The organism is Sphingobacterium micropteri (assembly GCF_014692515.1).
Lineage (GTDB): Bacteria > Bacteroidota > Bacteroidia > Sphingobacteriales > Sphingobacteriaceae > Sphingobacterium > Sphingobacterium micropteri.
Map to the genome: position 1 here is coordinate 205,281 of NZ_JACOIK010000009.1, position 18,630 is coordinate 223,910.

13 protein-coding genes are annotated in these 18,630 nt (G+C 41.0%); 3 read left to right on the forward strand and 10 right to left on the reverse strand.

Annotated elements, in window-relative coordinates; genetic code table 11:
- Window positions 1-8: 8 nt before the first annotated feature.
- Complete coding sequence (gene brnQ / locus H8B06_RS13985) at window positions 9-1,301, forward strand: branched-chain amino acid transport system II carrier protein (RefSeq protein WP_223857681.1); 1,293 nt, start codon at window positions 9-11, stop codon at window positions 1,299-1,301.
- Here the strand turns inward: brnQ and H8B06_RS13990 are convergent.
- From H8B06_RS13990 to H8B06_RS14020, 7 genes are all read right to left on the reverse strand, one after another.
- Window positions 1,258-2,517 (reverse strand): sugar MFS transporter, encoded by a 1,260-nt coding sequence (locus H8B06_RS13990; protein ID WP_190994889.1) that lies wholly within the window; start codon window positions 2,515-2,517, stop codon window positions 1,258-1,260. The two genes, brnQ and H8B06_RS13990, sit on opposite strands and share 44 nt — an antisense overlap.
- 11 nt (window positions 2,518-2,528) lie before the next feature.
- Window positions 2,529-3,713, reverse strand: coding sequence for an AGE family epimerase/isomerase (locus H8B06_RS13995; RefSeq protein WP_190994890.1), 1,185 nt, complete (start codon window positions 3,711-3,713; stop codon window positions 2,529-2,531).
- A 35-nt stretch (window positions 3,714-3,748) separates the two neighbouring features.
- A complete protein-coding gene (locus tag H8B06_RS14000; protein WP_190994891.1) occupies window positions 3,749-4,600 on the reverse strand; it encodes an endonuclease/exonuclease/phosphatase family protein in 852 nt (283 codons plus the stop codon).
- Window positions 4,600-6,363, reverse strand: coding sequence for a RagB/SusD family nutrient uptake outer membrane protein (locus tag H8B06_RS14005; RefSeq protein WP_190994892.1), 1,764 nt, complete (start codon window positions 6,361-6,363; stop codon window positions 4,600-4,602). Before H8B06_RS14005 ends, H8B06_RS14000 begins: the two co-directional genes overlap by 1 nt.
- Before the next feature lie 10 nt (window positions 6,364-6,373).
- Window positions 6,374-9,547: a SusC/RagA family TonB-linked outer membrane protein gene (locus tag H8B06_RS14010; protein WP_223857682.1), complete on the reverse strand. Its 3,174-nt coding sequence runs from the start codon at window positions 9,545-9,547 to the stop codon at window positions 6,374-6,376.
- A 75-nt stretch (window positions 9,548-9,622) separates the two neighbouring features.
- Window positions 9,623-10,825, reverse strand: a complete 1,203-nt coding sequence (locus tag H8B06_RS14015) for a DUF5689 domain-containing protein (RefSeq protein WP_130141590.1) — start codon at window positions 10,823-10,825, stop codon at window positions 9,623-9,625.
- 7 nt (window positions 10,826-10,832) lie between these two features.
- Window positions 10,833-12,950 (reverse strand): hypothetical protein, encoded by a 2,118-nt coding sequence (locus H8B06_RS14020; protein WP_190994894.1) that lies wholly within the window; start codon window positions 12,948-12,950, stop codon window positions 10,833-10,835.
- A gap of 275 nt (window positions 12,951-13,225) precedes the next feature.
- Between H8B06_RS14020 and H8B06_RS14025 the strand changes: the two genes are divergently transcribed.
- Window positions 13,226-14,461: an ROK family transcriptional regulator gene (locus H8B06_RS14025; RefSeq protein WP_130141592.1), complete on the forward strand. Its 1,236-nt coding sequence runs from the start codon at window positions 13,226-13,228 to the stop codon at window positions 14,459-14,461.
- A gap of 179 nt (window positions 14,462-14,640) precedes the next feature.
- On the opposite strand, the gene H8B06_RS14030 is transcribed toward H8B06_RS14025, so the two are convergent.
- From H8B06_RS14030 to metG, 3 genes are read right to left on the reverse strand one after another with little or no spacing between them, the layout of a single operon-like run.
- Entirely contained in the window at window positions 14,641-14,961 is a 321-nt protein-coding gene (locus H8B06_RS14030; RefSeq protein ID WP_190994895.1) for a hypothetical protein, read from the reverse strand.
- Window positions 14,962-14,994: 33 nt separating this feature from the next.
- Entirely contained in the window at window positions 14,995-15,411 is a 417-nt protein-coding gene (locus H8B06_RS14035; RefSeq protein WP_190994896.1) for a helix-turn-helix domain-containing protein, read from the reverse strand.
- Window positions 15,412-15,420: 9 nt separating this feature from the next.
- Window positions 15,421-17,490, reverse strand: a complete 2,070-nt coding sequence (gene metG, locus H8B06_RS14040; protein WP_190994897.1) for a methionine--tRNA ligase — start codon at window positions 17,488-17,490, stop codon at window positions 15,421-15,423.
- A 100-nt stretch (window positions 17,491-17,590) separates the two neighbouring features.
- Between metG and H8B06_RS14045 the strand changes: the two genes are divergently transcribed.
- Complete coding sequence (locus tag H8B06_RS14045) at window positions 17,591-18,502, forward strand: S66 peptidase family protein (RefSeq protein WP_190994898.1); 912 nt, start codon at window positions 17,591-17,593, stop codon at window positions 18,500-18,502.
- Window positions 18,503-18,630 lie beyond the last annotated feature (128 nt).

Here is an 18,630-nt window from a genome sequence, read left to right on the forward strand (position 1 = left end):
CTATTATTTTGAGAAAATTACGAGATATTACCACCATCGGTTTTGCCCTATTTGCGATGTTCTTTGGAGCGGGGAATCTGCTGCTGCCTCCTTTTATCGGTCTACAAATAGGCGATCATGTTTGGACAACTATCTTGGCATTTGGGCTTACCGGCATCTTACTCCCTTTTCTGGGTATTCTGTCCGTCACCAATTCCGGTGATGATTTCAACGACTTAGGCCATCGTATCAATAAGAATCTTGCCGCCATTCTGGGATCGGTTATTATGATTTGTATTGGTCCGCTAATTGCGCTTCCACGTACAGCGGCAACAACATTTGAAGTAGGGGTGCTCCCCTCATTTCCGAACAGCCATCCGGTATGGACATCTATACTCTTCTTTGCCGTCACCTGGTTGTTTTCGATCGTCCCTTCTAAGGTAGTAGATCTAGTTGGAAACATCTTAACACCGTTTTTGCTCCTGGTCCTTGTTATCTTAATTGGTATGGGCATCGCGAACCCCATTGCTACCCCACAAACCGATATACGCTCCATACCGGCATCGTTTACCCTCGGGTTTATCGAAGGCTACCAAACGCTCGACGTATTAGCGTCCGTAATATTTGCGGGTATTATTATCTCAGCAACGAAAGCCAAAGGTTACGAGCGCATTGGGGAAAAGAACAAAGTCGTCATTGCATCGGGAGCGCTCGCCGCGGCTTGTTTATTCTTTATTTACGGCGGATTAATCTACCTTGGTGCTACTTCCAATATCGAAAACACCGACATCACACGGTCAGCCTTGCTCATTCATATTTCTAACAGTATCCTCGGACAATATGGTACGTTAGCTATCGCTATCAGTATCGCATTGGCTTGCCTAACTACTGCCATTGCGCTGACCACCGCCGTAGGCACGTTCTTTAGTAACTTGACCAACGGTAAATTAGGGTACAAACTATTGGTTACGATTTCCTGTATTGTTTCCGGCACCCTTTCTGTCACGGGAGTAGATAACATTATCCAGTTTGCTTATCCGCCATTGGCTTTCGTTTATCCTATCGTCATTACGCTGGTGTTATACGTGGTTATCTTTGGACGGTTCGTCAAAACCAAACTACCGTATGTATTGGCATTAATTGCTTCCACGATCATCGCAGCGTTAAATGTAATGAAGATATTGGGCTTCTTACATACTGATGTATTGGAGGGGTTAAACCATATCCCTTTCTTTGCTTATGAATTGGGTTGGGTAGTTCCTTCATTTGTGTTTTTTGTTATTGGCGTTGGCGTTGATAGGATGAAGACAAATAAACACTAAAACACATAATGACGACATAACTTAAAATTGGCAAAACAAACGCGGCCTCCCAAGAGTACCCGTCTTTTAATACTCCTTGTAGATAGGTCATCATAGCGCCTCCAACAATCGCTGTTGACAATAATCCCGATGCCGTCCCCGTATTGTTTCCTAATCCAGCTATAGATAGCGAAAAGATTGTGGCGAACATAATGGAATTGCAAAGCCCCGCTAAAACCATACACCAAACAGAGAAATGACCTTGTCCTATAATGGAAGATAATACCAATAAGGCCGCAATAAAGGACACGACAAATAATACCCTTGTACTTTGAAACCTTTGAAGAAAAAACGCCCCTAGAAATCGTCCCACCAACATGCCTCCCCAATAATACGAAAGATAGAAACTGGCGCTACTCTCCGTAATAGACAACCGATCTGCAATATAATTAGTCAAATACGTACCTATACCAACTTCTGCTCCTACATACATGAATAGCGCAAATATGCCGAATTTTAAGTTAGGAAAGCGTTGAATCACTTCGATCGTCGTCAGTCTTTGTACCAATTGACTTCCCTCGTTTTGTATAACTTTGACGACAGGAAGTTTAATAGAAAATATAATAATACCAATCAGAAATAAACCCGATCCTATAACCAAATAGGGTTTCACGAGAACGGAAGAAGCACTACCCTGTTCAACCACCCGGGCAAGAATAAACTGCGCCCCGAAAATAGGTGCTAACGTTGTTCCTAAAGAACCCACGCCTTGTATAAAGGTTAATCGTGAGGCGGCACTTTTTGCTGGCCCAAGAATCGTAATATAGGGATTGGCCGAGACCTGAAGCAATACGATACCAATAGCGATGACAAACAACGCACCGAGAAATAATCCATATTCATGAAATACAGAGGCTGGATAAAACAAAAGTGTTCCGAAAGCTGCAATACAAAATCCCAATACCATTCCATTTTTATAGCCGATTCGATCGACCACCTTACCCGCGGGAATGGAAATAAGTCCGTACGTCAGATAGAAATAAAATTGCACGAGAGAAGACTGGGCATAGGAAAGATTAAATCCATCTTTAAAAAATGGAACTAATGTATCATTCAACACCGTGATAAACCCCAGCATGAAATAAAGAATAGCCAGTATTAACAGGGCTATTTTGTATGAGGGAAGGTATTGTTCCGCGGATGGATTTTGGATCGCAGATGATGTTTTAGGTATCATATCTATTTAAGTTAAAAACGAACAGGTTGCATATTGTGTATCTCATTAGCTATTGTCGCAAGCTGATACAACGCACGTGGAGTATGAAAAAAGCCTTTCCACTTACCGCCTTTTAATGGAAGTAATGCTTCTCCTTCGCGTGTTAAATAGCCAAACATCTCCCCATAGGCTGGATCCACAAAATATTTCCAGATGTAATTGTGCAAACGTTGATACCATGCCAAACATTCGGGATTTTGGGTAAGCTGATAGCCTTTTAGCATAGCAATCGTTGCTTCAAGATGTACCCACCAAAGTTTTTGATTCCATTCCAGTTGTTGGGGAGGACACCCTTTCATATCCAAAAAATAAAAAATACCTTCATGTTTTGCATCCCAACCGTATTCAATGGTTTGAAGACTTATCTGGACACATTGTTCAATGAGCTTTTGATCGCCCCATTTTTTTGCGATATCCATAACAAACCACATGGACTCCAGTCCATGACCTGGATTCACTAAGCGGCCGTCAAACGAGTCATGAAGATTCCCCTGTTGATCAACATTTTCTACAATAACGCCCAACTCTTTTTTATAAAATACGTTCATCACTTCATTTACACCATAACGCAATACCTCTTCAACTTGATCTGCAGGTAAAAGATGTTCTATTTCCAAGACCAAGTTGCATAAAATCATGGGTAGAGAAAAACCTTTTAAAGATCTGGTTTCAGTCACCTGTTTGTTATATCTACCCTTCGGATTGTCCTTCCTTTCCAAAATTCGAAGAAAAGTACTTTTAGCGATATCACGATACCGTTCTTCACCTGTTGCTTTAAACAACTGCGCATAAGCCATCGTTGCGAAACAATCTGAAAATATATTATAGGGTTGCGTTAACGGATTGCCCTCTTTATCAAGTGAAAAATACCAGTCACCATTTTTATCCCGACCATGTGCCAATAGAAAATCCGCTCCTTGCTTGGCGACTTCCAGATAAACCGGGTTTTGTTCCACATTATTGTAGAGCATTGAAAATGTCCAAACTTGGCGATGCTGAAGCCACATAAATTTGTCCGTGTCGAAAATCTTTCCGTCGCGATCCAGACAGGTAAAAAAACCGCCATATTCCGTGTCCAATGAATGGTTTAACCAAAACGGAATAATATCATTTTTTAAATAGTCGATATAGAAATTTGCTCTATCTTTAAAGTTCATGTTGATGATTACTAGTTATAGGAATGTATATAGCATTAATCCTTATATTGTACCTTCATGACAACAGGTAAATGATCTGAAGCATACGTTTCGGGAAATGTTTCGTAGGATTTTATCTTAAAAGCATTATTTGCCGTGTTATTTAGGATAAGAAAATCTATTGCCGTCCGAGGATTTATAGCCGAATGTGTGCTGGGACAGTTCGTACAGGGAACGTTAAAAATAGCTTTCAGTGTATCCCAAACATCATTTGATTGATCCATATTAAAATCCCCTCCTAGTACAATATGATATCTTTGGTACGATTTTAATGCTTTCAGCAATTCACGCGATTGCAATTCCCGATTTTCATCGGATAAGTGGTCTAAATGGGTAGAGGCAAATACGAAATCTTCTCCATTCGCCAATTTAACCCGTATCCAACCGACGGTTCTAATTTCCGCACCGCTCCCCGGAACAATAGGCAACAGTACCTGATGATGTTCTTCTATCGGGTATTTGGATAATATCGCCACGCCATATTCGCCATTCGAACGGTCAATAGCTTTAAAAAATTGATAATGCAAGCCGGTGAGTTCAGCCAGTGCTGCGGCCTGATCCAAGTCTTTGCCCGAACGGTCTGTAAACCGGTCTACTTCCTGTAAAGCGACAAAATCAGGTTTGACACTATTGATCGCTTTCGCTATTGCTGCAACGTCTACGACAGAAGCTGGTTGCGACGGAGGGTTTGCAATGTGTATATTATATGTCATAAATGTTAAAACATCTCCGTCTTCCTCACCGCCATTGTTTCCTTCGTTATTTTTGTCACATCCTGCAAATACCATAAGGACAGATGTAAAAAAAACAACCGCCAGTAAAAATAATTTTCTATTTGTTTTCATCATTACCAATTTGGATTTTGTCCTAGATTAGGGTTCATTATATAATCGTTTTCGGGAATCGGATATAAATACATGCGATCTTCCCAAATACGCGGAATCGTACGCATCCAGATTATTTCTCCGCTATTGCCATTTTCGAGAATCATATTATTTGTTTGTCCATTTACTGTAGATGCAACATTGACATACATGACACCGGTTTCGGGATTTGCTGGATTACTCGTCACAAACGCCACATCATTTTTCCCGTCACTATTAAGATCGTAAGCGGTATTCAATGCCGGCACATACATACCTTGCCAGGTTTCTTTAAATAATTCTCCCCTTCTCCAACGAACAACGTCATAAAACCGGTGCCCCTCCAAAGCCAATTCTATTCCGCGTTCGCGTCTCACTTCCAAAATTGCCGGATCGTCTATTCCTGGAAAATAGGCGCTGCGCAGGTAACTGTCTATGGTTGTCGGCTTCGAATCCAAGCCCCCCGTAATGCCCGCACGACGGCGCAATAATCCGATAGTACCTGCCCAGTCGGCATCGCTCATTTCTCCTAATTCCGCTTTTGCTTCCGCATAGTTCAGCAAGACCTCTGCATAACGGATGATGGGAATATTGGTTGCATTTCTTACCCCTCCATCTAACGAAACATCTGCTTCCACCCATTTTATGGGCTGGTATCCTGTATACGTATGGGAAAACGTAGGCGGGGTTAAAACAGGTTGTCCACCATTTACGCGCGTATAGCCAGCTGTCCGAATCGTCTGCTGTAACCGTTTGTCTCTACCGGTTGTTTCTTGTTGAAATGTTTGCGTTTGATACGCTGGATCATTGGTAAATGGCGAACCATTTATATTTAAATAGGTATGGATAAACTTACGGGTAAAACTAAGTCGATCACCATAGGAAGCACTGGTATAATACCAATTGGCATCATGATAAACGCCGAGTTCCACACTATATGCTATATTAAGTATCGTTTCGTTATTTACTCCCTGCTGGATAAATAGATCCCGATAACTTGTTTCTGTGCTGGAACTGACCAGCGAATATTGCTGCGCATCCATCACGGCCTGTGCCGCAGTTGCCGCCTCTTCCAGCCAAAAATCAGCGGTAGATTTCAATCCTAATCCTTCGTGATATTTTCTAAATGTCCCCTCAAACAAACAAATTCTGGATTTAATGGATTGCGCAACTGTTTTCGTCATACGGGTCCGAGTAGGGTCCGATAGCGCAGTAATATGCGCTATGGCATAATCTAAATCCTTAAGTACTTCATTCATGACCAATTCCCGCGGATCTCTGCCGCTCGTCAACAATTCGTCTTCTGTACTTAATGTACGATCTATCCAAGGTACGTTGCCAAAACGCTTAACTTTCTCAAAATAAAACAATGCCCGAAAAAGCCGCGCGATCCCGTTGTAGTTTTCTCGGATCTCTGTCGGCACATTTTCTGATATATTGTTTTCCAAAAAATAATTAATATTTCTCAAATCAGTCCATGTCCAACCCGTACTTTGGCGTGGACCAAATGCCCCTGCACGAAAGAAATTCGGAACATCTTTACGAGCGACAAAATCGCTCATGTTATCTCCCCGGAGAATATCATTTGATGTGGGAAGAATTGTATAGAAAGAATTACTGTATAATTTTAGTCCTGATTCCGTATTAAATACAGCTTCCTTACTAACTGTCGATTTAGGCTCTTGTTCTAGTTTGTTACAAGAAGAAGCAATAGCCACGAGACATAAATAAAATAAATACCTTTTCATATTCATAAGATTAGAAGGTTAATGTGAGACCAAAAGAATAGCTTTTCAACATCGGATAGTTAAATCCGTCGCCTTGATTGGAGTCACCCAACAGCGTATCCGAATCTCCCGTGTTTTCCGGATCGATATTACCCTTGGTTATTTTAAACATCGGTGAATACGTGAACAGATTTTCGCCGGAGAAGAAAACAGACATCGATTTTGCCCTCATTTTCTGTACAACTGACTGTGGTAGCTTGTAGCCTACCTGCAAATTTTTCATCCGTACATAAGCGATATTTTGTAAGTAACGTGTTTGCGCTTCGCGTAGCGTTCCTCCTGCCGTCCAAGCGAGATAGCCTGTATATCGCGGGAAATAAGCTTCGGGGTTGTCTTCTGTCCAGATATTGCCCAATTGTGATACTAAAGGATGTCCATAGGGTGCGTTATATTGTCCCCAGAAAGAATTTGATCCGCGACTCGGATACCATGCCTGTTTACCTATTCCTTGGAAGAATGCCGAAACGAAGAAATTACTATAATCTATACCCAAGTTCAGTCCGAAGCTATATCGTGGAGATTCATTTCCGATGATGACACGATCACCGGGATTATCAACCGTATTTTCTCCATTATTAATAACGCCATCATTATTCACGTCCTTAAATTTAATATCCCCCGTTCTCCATACGCCCGATGCAGTCGTGTTGAAAAGGCGCTGATCAGGGGATGTACGAATCTGATGTTCACTTGTGAAAAACCCGTCCGTGACGTAACCCCAAATCTCGCCTAGTGTCTGTCCTTCATAGTAATCGGTTAATAACCGTCTTTCATTATTGAATTTTAGAATTTTTGATTTGCTGTCCGCAAGAGTTGCGCGAATATCAAAATTCAGCGGCTTGTCCGCCACATTTATTTTATCTCTATAGTTGACCGTCAATTCAAACCCTTTCGTTTCTAAATCCGCGTAGTTACCCCGTGGAGAGGCTGCTCCAAACACAGCAGGCAGTTCTCTTCCGGCCGTAAACATATTGGTCGTTTTACGGGAATAAAAATCAGCGTTGATCATGACCTTGTTCTTTAGCAGGCTTAAATCAATACCATAATTTACGGTAGTCGCGGTCTCCCATGTCAGTCCATCCGGTAAGACATTTGGAGCACTCGTGCTTGCATTTTGCCTACCTTCTAATATCCTTGCCATTTGGCTAAGTGCCAATTGTTCTTGGAATACATAGGAGCTAATATTCCCGTTACCTAATGACCCATAAGAAGCCCGGACTTTAAAATCAGAAACAATAGCAGGATTAACTTTCCAAAACGATTCATTCGAAATCCTCCAACCAGCGGAAATAGAAGGAAATAACGCATATCGCTCATGAGCCGGAAATTTAGATGAACCGTCATATCGGCCATTCACTTCCAGTAAATAGCGATCGTCATAAACATAATTGAATCGAAAGAAACCGCCCAAAATATTCCATTGTTCATACCCACCGGTCGTCGCCATATAGTCCCCCAATGCCAGGTTTATGTCTTCGGCATCTTCGTAAATTAAACCATTACGCTCCATGCCAATACGTTTGTAGGTGCTTAATTCATAATTATATCCTGCCAACGCTTTAAAATAATGTTTATCTGCAAATACCGTCTCATAGTCCGCATACAGATTACTGGCGATATATTGTGTATTTCGTTGAATTTCTCGAATATCATTATATTGCTCTCCTAGATATTCCACCACGCCTTGAATTCTGCTATACGGAACCGGAACACGTATCCGGTTTTCATTACTATTGGTATTCTGGTAAGTAAAATCTCCCCTGACATTTAGTTTATTATCTAAAAATTTTGCGTGAAATCCCGACATTGTACGGATAATGTTTCGATCGTAATCCATTCCGTTTTTTCCATACACATAATCACCTACTGTATACGCTGCCGAATGTGTTAATGTACCATCCGGATTAAACATAGGCACCATCGGATGTCCTTCCGCGACCATATTTCGCCATATACCACCGCCTTCTCCGATATTCATGGGGATATGAAACAGGTTTTTCGAAAACTCCGTGTTATTATGTATATTCAGCCAATCCGTTATTTCGATAGTACCTTTTGCCCGAATGTTATATCGCTTGAAATCGTCCGAATTATGTTTAAATAATCCCGGCTGCGTCAAATGACTTGCAGAGAATATATAGCTCGTTTTATTACTTTTACCGGAAATGCTTAGGTTTTGATTGACTGCATAGGTATTCTTTTTATATAAATCCGCCATCCAGTCATGACTATCGTAATAAATATACTCTCCTGTTGCCGGATCAACTTCCACCCTTGGAAGACTTGGATCTTCGGAGCGCCTTTTCAGCTCTTGGAGATACTCCTGCGAGAACCGCATGGTTTTATTGACATTTTGTGGATAGCTGGCGTAGTTGTTCCAGCTCGAAAATGCTTCGTTAAACATAGATGCCCATTGGTAACCATCGGTTACAAATTCGGGAATGTAAGTAGGGTCTTTTATGGCATAGTTACCGCTGTAATTTATCTGCACCTGGTCTTCTGTTGGATTTTTTGTGGTGATAAGAACAACACCGAAGGCTCCTCTTGCGCCATAAATAGCCGAAGAAGCGGCATCCTTTAGTACGGTAACAGATTCAATATCCTGTGGGTTTATTAATGCCGGATTACCTTCCACACCATCTATCAGAATGAGCGCCGAACCTCCTTGCCCGATAGAAGTTGTACCTCTGACATTAAAACCAGGTGATTGACTTGGGCGTCCATCTGCCGGTGTGATATTAAGATTGGCTACGACCCCTTGCAATCCTTGCGAGAGATTGGTTATCGGTCTATTTTGCAGCGCTTCACTATCGATATAGTCGACCGCACCGGTAAGATTGCCTCTTTTCTGCGTACCGTATCCAACAACAACGACTTCTTCGATATTCGTATTTTCCCCCTCAAGAAAAACCGTAACCGGATTTAGGTTTTGAAAAGGTATTATTTGTGTTTGATAGCCGACCATCGAAATTTCGATGGAACCTCGATCAGACGTAACCACAAGGATAAAGCGACCATCAGCACCAGACTTTGTTGACGTGGCCGTTCCTGTTAATTTTATGGTTGCGCCTTCAATTAAGTTTTGATCGCTATCCTTTATCACCCCAACAAGTTTTTGTTGAGACTGCGCCCATGATATGGCCATGTTTCCAAGAAAACAAAAAGCACATATAAGACACGTTATACTCCGTTTGAATTGATGTGTCATGATTTAGGAATATTAGAATTTAAAATGGATGTCATCTATATTAATCCGAGGTCTATTATTGTTGGCAAACGGCAGGGATGTATTTACAATACGTATCCGTACATTTTCGCCTAATCCAGCGTTGACCTCGAAAACAGTTGTTTCTAATGAAGTGCCTGATTTATCTACTTCACCTGTGCCGATCGGTGTATATGTATTCCCGCCATCTCTTGATACTTCGACTGTAAATACGGTAGGATTCACGTTGCCCGTCTCGGCCGCGGCTGGATAGATGCCATGCGAAACAGCAACGGTCTTGATACCTTTTAGATCAAAATTCATAGCAATGATTCCGTTTCGATTATTATTACCGACAGTACCTTGTAAACGAATACTTTGCCTTCCGTTTTTCGGATCCGCCGCGCTGGTTGCTGTTATACCGCCGTCAATTAACCAAGATCCTGTAATGAAGTTCATATTTTTCGAATCATAATTTGTATTGGACGAGAGTTCGAAATCCTCCAAAAGTTCTGTAAGCCCCACTTGAATATCGGCTATGTTCCGAGGCATTAAAAAAACTTCGTCTCCAATGATCCGGGCGAGACCTACCATAGATTCGACAAACAACGGGTTTGTCTCAACTGCGAAGACAGAGGCGTCACGAAATCTTGTTTGTATTTCTACAATCTCATCATCAATCAATAAGTCGCCACTTAGCTTTGTGGATCCATTATCGGATATATTGATCTTATTCAGACGCACCAACAATGGCCCCCAATATTTACAATTCGTCATCAAAGTAGCTATGCTTACAATTTTGGGGGTGAAGTTATTACCGGAACTTTCTACCGTTATGTTATTTAGGCTTAAATCGGAAACCGTAAGCTCACCATCCATGTATTTCAAAGTCGACTGCTCTAGATTGATCCGTACAATATCTCCCTGTTTGATGGCATCATTTTCTTCACGCAGTTGCAATAAAATAGCAGCATCATCCGTGAGATCCTGCACGACGATGATATTACCTTCAATATTTTTTGATTCGTAATCAGATGTTACTATTGCCCGAATCGCTGTCGTTCCAAACTTCAGATTGTCGTCGGTTTGGATTCGTCTCAGCGCGTATATACTCGATGGACTCGACGTTTCATAATGAGGAATTTGAGCGTCATCTCTACACCCTGAGAATGCTGACAGCAGCAACAGCATTCCAAATAAAAGGTCACGTGTCTTCATTGGTTAATCAGTTTAATTTTAACATGTGTTGTTTTCTATTTTCAAATATTTCCTGAAATTTTTTGTTCTTTCCAATATCCTGTGTTGTATCCCAAAAGTTGGTCTGTTTAATATGTGACATTAACGAATTCAGTACCCAGCTTTGCGTCCATCCAGTTTGTGTTCCCCAAGGCCCCCAGCCCGAATCCGCATTGCTTGCCCAATAATCCCATCGATTAAAATCAAAGGCACGGAACCATGCCCCGTCAAGATCGGGGTGAACCTCACTTCGTACTTGCGCTTTAACAAAAAAACTGTTTATCTTATCTAATGATTTTTTATAGAGCGTATCCTGCGTGGCAGCAAGCGCTTCGTTTAATCCAAAGGAGGCATAATTTAACGTGTATAGCAGATCTGTAACTTCATCACCGTATTCAGAAATTAAAGGGGCTTCTTTCACACCATATTCTGCATTACTTCTTACTTTATCGTATCGTCCTAAACCAACAATACCCAATCTTTCTTTAATCGCACCACACTCATCAAGATCCTGCAGCAAGGTATTAGCAACCATCTTAAGCCAATACCGATGCAATTCATTATCTTCAATCCGAACAAGCCAAGCCAAAGGCAATAACATCCTTGCATATTCCTGTTGGATACCATTCGTCCATTTCCAGACGGGAAAGTTCTCCATCGTCGTTTGAATAGCTTTAACCGCACGGGATTTGAGAGGTTCATATCCTGTTTTATCATAAAGCCACAGGTAATTGGCCCAAAGCCAACATTCGTAATGAGGATGTATATTCGTTAATTCGCTATCAAAAAGTTCTTGCCAAGTCAACGTCTGCAATTTTGCATCTCTAAACCATGGGCCTCGAAAACCAGATTTTCCTGACGTACGAAAGTTGCCTAATATCCCTTCGATAATATAAGGGAAATACGTCTCTGTCTGTAAATTACTACTTGCCCCTATCGTCGCCAGTAAAACACGCGCATTATCATCGCCGTAATAAGCATCAGGATCTGTCGTGGCCCAGCCGATAAGGCCGTATGATGTGCTTGCTGGATCGCTTCGCTCTCCACCGCGTAAATTTGATGTTTTATAGAGATACTGCAATAGATTATCTGCTATGGAAGCATATTGTTTGTCATCTGTTAATAGGTATCCTGAACTAAATGCAAAAGCCGTTTCTGCTTGACAATCCGCCCTTATCCACCATCGAATAGGCTGCGTACCATCCTGATTAATATAAGAAGCATGCCCCTCCAATATTCCGAGTGAACCATCTCCAACAGGACGTCCATCGGAAACAGGTGGAAAAACAACATCTTCCCCATTTTTTTTAGTATACTGTCCAACAAGGTCTACCCAATCTTCGTGAATTAACAATTTCGAATGCTGATACCATTGGAGACCCCTGTTAATGGACTGCGTAAAATTTTCTGTATGAAGAATAGCATTCCTTTCGAATGTAGGCCTTACATCAACGTTTAAGATGAGCGTATCCACCTCAATTCCCACATGCCGAAAAACAAACTGCCATATCCTGTTCCAGACTTCCGTTGGCCCAAAACGAGATTTTGGTTGATTGCTTAATGCCACGCTTGAAACGAGGAACCGTCCTTCTTGAAACATTCCTGGATAGCTCTCGGTCTCGGTAAGCCCATATTCTGCTTTATCAAATCCAGCTACCTTTGCGATACTCATTATAGAAGAAGGATGCGTATAACAATAAAAATATTGATCGTTTAGTGTGACAATACTCATCGGAGCGACACCTGCTATCGTATTGGACGAAATAACTCCCCGTTCCAAATTGATTTTTTTTATCTCGGGCTTATCGCTCGTTAAATAGCTTGGATATTCTAGATAAACTTTCAGTTGCCTCTCCTTCATTTGATGAGCTTGTCGCTTCGAGATAGCTCCTGTCTTTCCAGCTAAAACCATCAGCCCATCACCTCGATTTGCGTTGGCTAACGCTTCATCTATTGTCTGATATCGTTTGTAAGATATTCCATTATCCGCTAACAGTCTTTGGAAATTATTCGTGTTTTGATCGGTTACCAACAACAATTGCGCATACGTCATACAAGCAACCAACATAAAACTTATCGTCAAAAAAAACCTATAATTGCTCTTCATAATTGTCTATATCAACAATTCAAATTTATTAAATAAAATTTTCAATATCAAAATTATTTTTAAAAATAAACTTTAATTTAACGATTATTTTAAATTTATTTTATTTAATAAGACGTTAAATACAAGAATGACTATCCCATTTCTATATTTTTATTTACAAAAAGATAATCATAACAAAATATTTTTCAATACAACTTGTCATCACCATCATTTTTTGCTTTATTTTAGCTTTTACGCTAGCAATTCAGTATAATTGCATTTCTAGGGATTGTCGGATGAAGTCAATAAATGAAGTTTTCTCTCCACTAAAGTTGGAGATGACACAGAGTAACGCGGTGCTATATAAAACTGCACTTTTAAAACAGGAAATAATAGTTTTCTTAATCAAGCATGAAAGAGCTACTATTGCCGAACTTGCGCAAGCAACAAAAACCAGTATACCCAAAATCAATGAAACGGTAACAGAACTTATTGAAGACGGTCTCGTACTTGATTATGGCAAAATTGTAAATGGTGTTGGCCGAAAACCGAATATATATGGCCTTAATCCCGATTGTGCTTATTTCGTTTCCGTGGAAGCGAACAGGCATCATATGAATATTGCCATCATCAACTTTGCTGAAGAAATTACACTCATCAAAAAAGATATACCTTTTATATTGGAAAATACACCGGCTTCTTTTGACACCCTTTGTTCTCTGGTGGAGGATTTCATACAGGAATCAGGATATGAGCGTTCTAAATTTGCGGGCTTAGGGTTGAACTTAACAGGTCGTATAAACCACGATACGGGAAATAGCTACAGTTACTTTAACTTTCATGGGAAACCATTGAGTACCGTATTGGCCGAACGGTTTTCTATTTCCGCCTATATAGAAAACGATACACGCGCTATGGCTTTTGGAGAGTATGCTAAAGGTATTGTGAAGACAGAAAAAAACATACTTTTTATAAATCTGGACGAAGGAATCGGGATGGGTATCATCATTAATGGTGTCTTATATTCCGGTAAATCGGGTTATGCGGGTGAGTTCGGACATATGCCTTTTCTTAACAATGATTTGTTGTGCCATTGTGGCAAAAAAGGATGTCTTGAAACAGAAGCTTCCGGCTTAGCGCTAATTCAACAAATGAAAACGGCCATTTCCAAAGGTGTATCCACACTTTTAACCGATACAGTACCTGATCTCGAACAGCTTAAATTGCAAGACATCGTGACCGCGGCATTACGGGACGATATGCTATCCATCGATCTTATATCCCAAGCAGGTGGGAAAATAGGCAAAGGAATCGCTATATTATTGAATCTTTTTAATCCAGAGCTCGTCATTCTAGGTGGAAAGATAGCAAGGTCTGGATCGTTAATTATGTTACCCGTACTTTCTGCGATCAACAAATACTCGTTAAGCTTGGTCAATACCGACACGCAGTTCAAAACATCGCAATTGGATGATACAGCTGGACTCCTTGGCACAAGTCTTTTGATCAGAAATAGATTGTTGGGGATATAATGCTGGTAAAAATTTACCCCTCAAAAACAGTTAAAAACATGCTGCTATTTATAAAAAAATAGCCTTTAAAACGGCTTAAACATCATTTTTTGATAACACCGCATCATCTTGTCCAAAACAAAAACAGGTAGTTGTTTTGTAAAAACAGATACATACATTAACAAAACAACTACTTCTTTTCACAGAATAGATACTGCTTCGGGAAGAACAACGACATCGGTTACAAAAACAGGTATCGATGCCGCCAAAATAACTACTTCTTTTCGCAGAAGAGATACTGCTTCGGGAAGAACAACGACATCGGTTACAAAAACAGGTATCGATGTCGCCAGAATAACTACTTCTTTTCGCAGAAGAGATACTGCTTTCGGAAGAACAACGATATCCGTTACGAAAACAAGTATCAACTCCAACAAAACAACTATTGCTTTTCGCAGAACAGATACGGCAGCCGACAAAACAACGACATCGGTTACATAAACCAGTATTGATATCGGCAAAATAGCTCCTTATTTTGAGAAAACAGGTAGTTGCTAGCTGTTTTCTAGCTCGCTCGGGAGGCTACTTTTTATCTTTTCACGCCGTTCGGCCGCGGGCGAATGACCGAAACACTTTTTGTATTGACGAACAAAATGTTTGGTATCATAAAAATGCAGTTGCCGTGCAATATCAGCTACCGGTCGCTTGGGGTAGCGACGCAACAACGCACGTCCTTTATGCAAACGTAGCAAAAGAAGGGATGATTTCAAGGTTTCCGACCGCCCTTCAAACGCTTTGCTCAACTGCCGGACCGAGCATTGAAGTGCATCAGCGATAGTAAATCGGTTCAACGCCGGATCCATATAGTGCTGCATCATATAGGCTATGGCCCTGTTGTAAAGCACGGTGCTTGCAGGCGCTACTTCTTGTTTTTGAACGCCAATAGCCGGTACTTCCTTCTTTTCAGCCATCCTAAAAACCTACCGCACCGAACTACCCGGTTTAATCGTCGAAGTTGGATTAACGAAATCTAACCTACCATCTGCATCTTCCGCCATCAAAATCATCCCCTGGGATGTAATGCCTTTGATAACACGCGGCTCCAGATTCACTAATATAGAAACTTGTTTACCGACAATGTCCGCTGGATTGAAAAACTCGGCGATGCCCGAAACAACTGTTCGTTGATCAATACCCGTATCGATTTTAAGCTTCAAGAGCTTCTTTGTTTTCGCTACTTTCTCAGCTTCCAAAATTGTTCCTACACGAATATCCATCTTTAGGAAATCTTCGTAAGTGATATTTGCTTTCGCGGGTTCGGCTTGTGCAGCCGCCGCTGCGTTTTTTGTCTTCGCCTCTTCTAATTTTTGCAATTGGAAGTCCACTTGTTCACCGGTAATCTTTTCGAATAACAGTTGGGCTTCACTTAACACATGTCCTGCTGCAATAAGATTTTGCTGCCCTGCCCTCGACCAATCTTGCGATTCCATATCCAACATCGCAAATAACTTGTTTGCTGTTTTCGGAAGAAACGGCTGTGACAATACCGCTATATTAGCGACAATCTGTGCGGCGACATACATCACGGTTTTTACGCGCTCCGGATTTTCCTTATATACCTTCCAAGGTTCTTCATCGGCCAGGTATTTATTGCCCAAACGGGCGACATTCATAAAATGGCTCAATGCCTCCCGAAACCGATATTGTGCGATCGTTTGGCTGATTAGCGGTGGATAGCTTGCTAACTCGTCCAATGTCGCTTGATCCCCTTCCGTCAATGCCTCTCCTAAAGAAACCTGCCCTTCAAAATATTTATGAGACAACACCATCACACGATTCACAAAGTTACCGAAAATGGCCACAAGCTCGTTATTTACGCGCGCTTGAAAATCCTTCCATGTAAATTCACTATCTGATGTCTCCGGCAGAATCGAGGTTAACACATAACGTAACTCATCTTGTTTACCTGAAAACTCCCGTAAATACTCGTGCAACCATACTGCATGATTTCGGGACGTAGACAATTTATCTCCTTCTAGGTTTAAAAACTCATTCGCCGGAACGTTCTCAGGCAATATATATTCACCATGTGCATGTAATATCGCCGGAAAAGTAATGCAGTGAAATACAATATTATCTTTCCCGATAAAGTGAATGAGGGTGGAGTCATCCGATGTATCAGCTTGTTTTTTCCAGTACTTTTCCCAATCTTGATTGTTATCGAGAGCCCATTGTTTCGTAGCCGAAATATATCCTATCGGTGCATCCAGCCAAACGTACAATTTCTTTCCTTTCGCTTCCTCAAGTGGAACATCAACGCCCCAATCTAAATCACGTGTCATAGAACGGGGCTGCAAGCCCGATTTTAACCAAGATTGACATTGTCCAAAAACATTCGGTTTTAACACACCTTTTTTTCCCTCGATCAGCCATTTTTCTAACCAAGGTTGATACTTATCCAACGGGAGATACCAGTGCTTAGTCTCCCTCAATACAGGTGTTTTTCCACTTAATGTTGATTTAGGATTGATGAGGTCTGTTGGGTTCAATGAGGTTCCGCATTTCTCACATTGATCGCCATAAGCACCTTCATTATGGCAGTGCGGACAGGTCCCCACAATATATCGATCAGCTAAGAATTGATGGTATTCCTCGTCATAATATTGTTCAGAAAATTTTTCGATAAATTCGCCTTTCTCGTAAAGATTCATAAAAAACTCTTGTGATAGCTCGTGATGTACCTTTTCCGAAGTACGGTGATAAATATCAAACTCAATCCCGAATTCCTCAAAGCTCTCTTTGATTTGCTGATTATACTTATCAATAATCTCCCGTGGTGTTACCCCTTCTTTCTTTGCTTTAATCGTAATAGCCGCCCCATGTTCATCCGAGCCACAGACAAACACTACATCTTTATGGTTCAAACGAAGGAAACGTGCGAAAATATCAGCAGGTATATAAGCGCCTGCAAGGTGCCCGATATGTAAAGGGCCATTTGCATAAGGCAAAGCCGATGTAATAGTAAAACGATTTTTAGATAAGATACTCAACGTATACAGATTTTTAAGTTGACAAAAAATTAAACCGAAGAAATACTTGTTTCTTTGGCAAAGATAACTCAAATTGCGCGTATAATAATAAGGACGGGGCATGAAAACACCAGAATTTCTTAAAGAAGGAGATAAAGTCGCCATTGTTTGTCCGGCGAGTTATATCAAAAGAAATATCGATATAGCGGTGAAAGTCTTGAGTGACTGGGGACTTCACGTCGAAATAGGCAAAAGCGTAACCTCCCAATTTCACCAATTTGCCGGAACAGATGATGTACGCAGACAGGATTTACAGGCTGTACTTGACGATCGGGACATTAAAGCTATTTTCGCTGCTCGCGGTGGTTATGGTACAGTTAGGATTATCGACCAATTAGACTTCCGAAAGTTCAAAAAACATCCGAAGTGGATTGTCGGATTCAGTGATGTTACCGTACTTCATAGCCACCTTCACAACAAAGTTGGTATATGCAGTATACACGGACAGATGCCGAAGTCTTTTGATGAAAGTACTACAGCAGCCTTAACATCTTTAAGACATGCCCTTTTTGGAAAAAAAACAGATTTCAACTACCGTCAAAATACATTCCCCAACCGCTCTGGTAAGGGATATGGCCGCTTAATTGGCGGTAACCTAGCCATCCTTCACAGTATTTTAGCCTCTCCCTCCGATGGAAAATATGATAACAAGATACTCTTTATCGAAGACGTGGGAGAACAGCATTACAATATCGATCGCATGTTATGGACACTTAAGAGGGCCAATAAACTTTCCAAATTACAGGGTCTAATTGTAGGTGGCTTTACGGCATTAAAAGACAGCAATCCGCCCTTTGGCCAACGGTTTGAAGAGATTATCATGGACAAAGTCGCCGAATACGATTTCCCGGTGTGCTTCGGTTTTCCTGCTGGACACATGGAGAATAATCATAGCCTTATTTTTGGAAAAGAAGTGATGCTGAAAGTGAATCAAAAAGAGGCTTGGTTGAGCTATAGCGACACCAAAGCTTGATGTGTTAATTATTCTGCAAAACACAACAAAAACCAAATATTCATCTATTTTATCCAATAGTATGCGAAAATTATCCTGCACTGTCTTTCCATAGATATTCTACCTACTTTCGTTTCATAAACTAAATC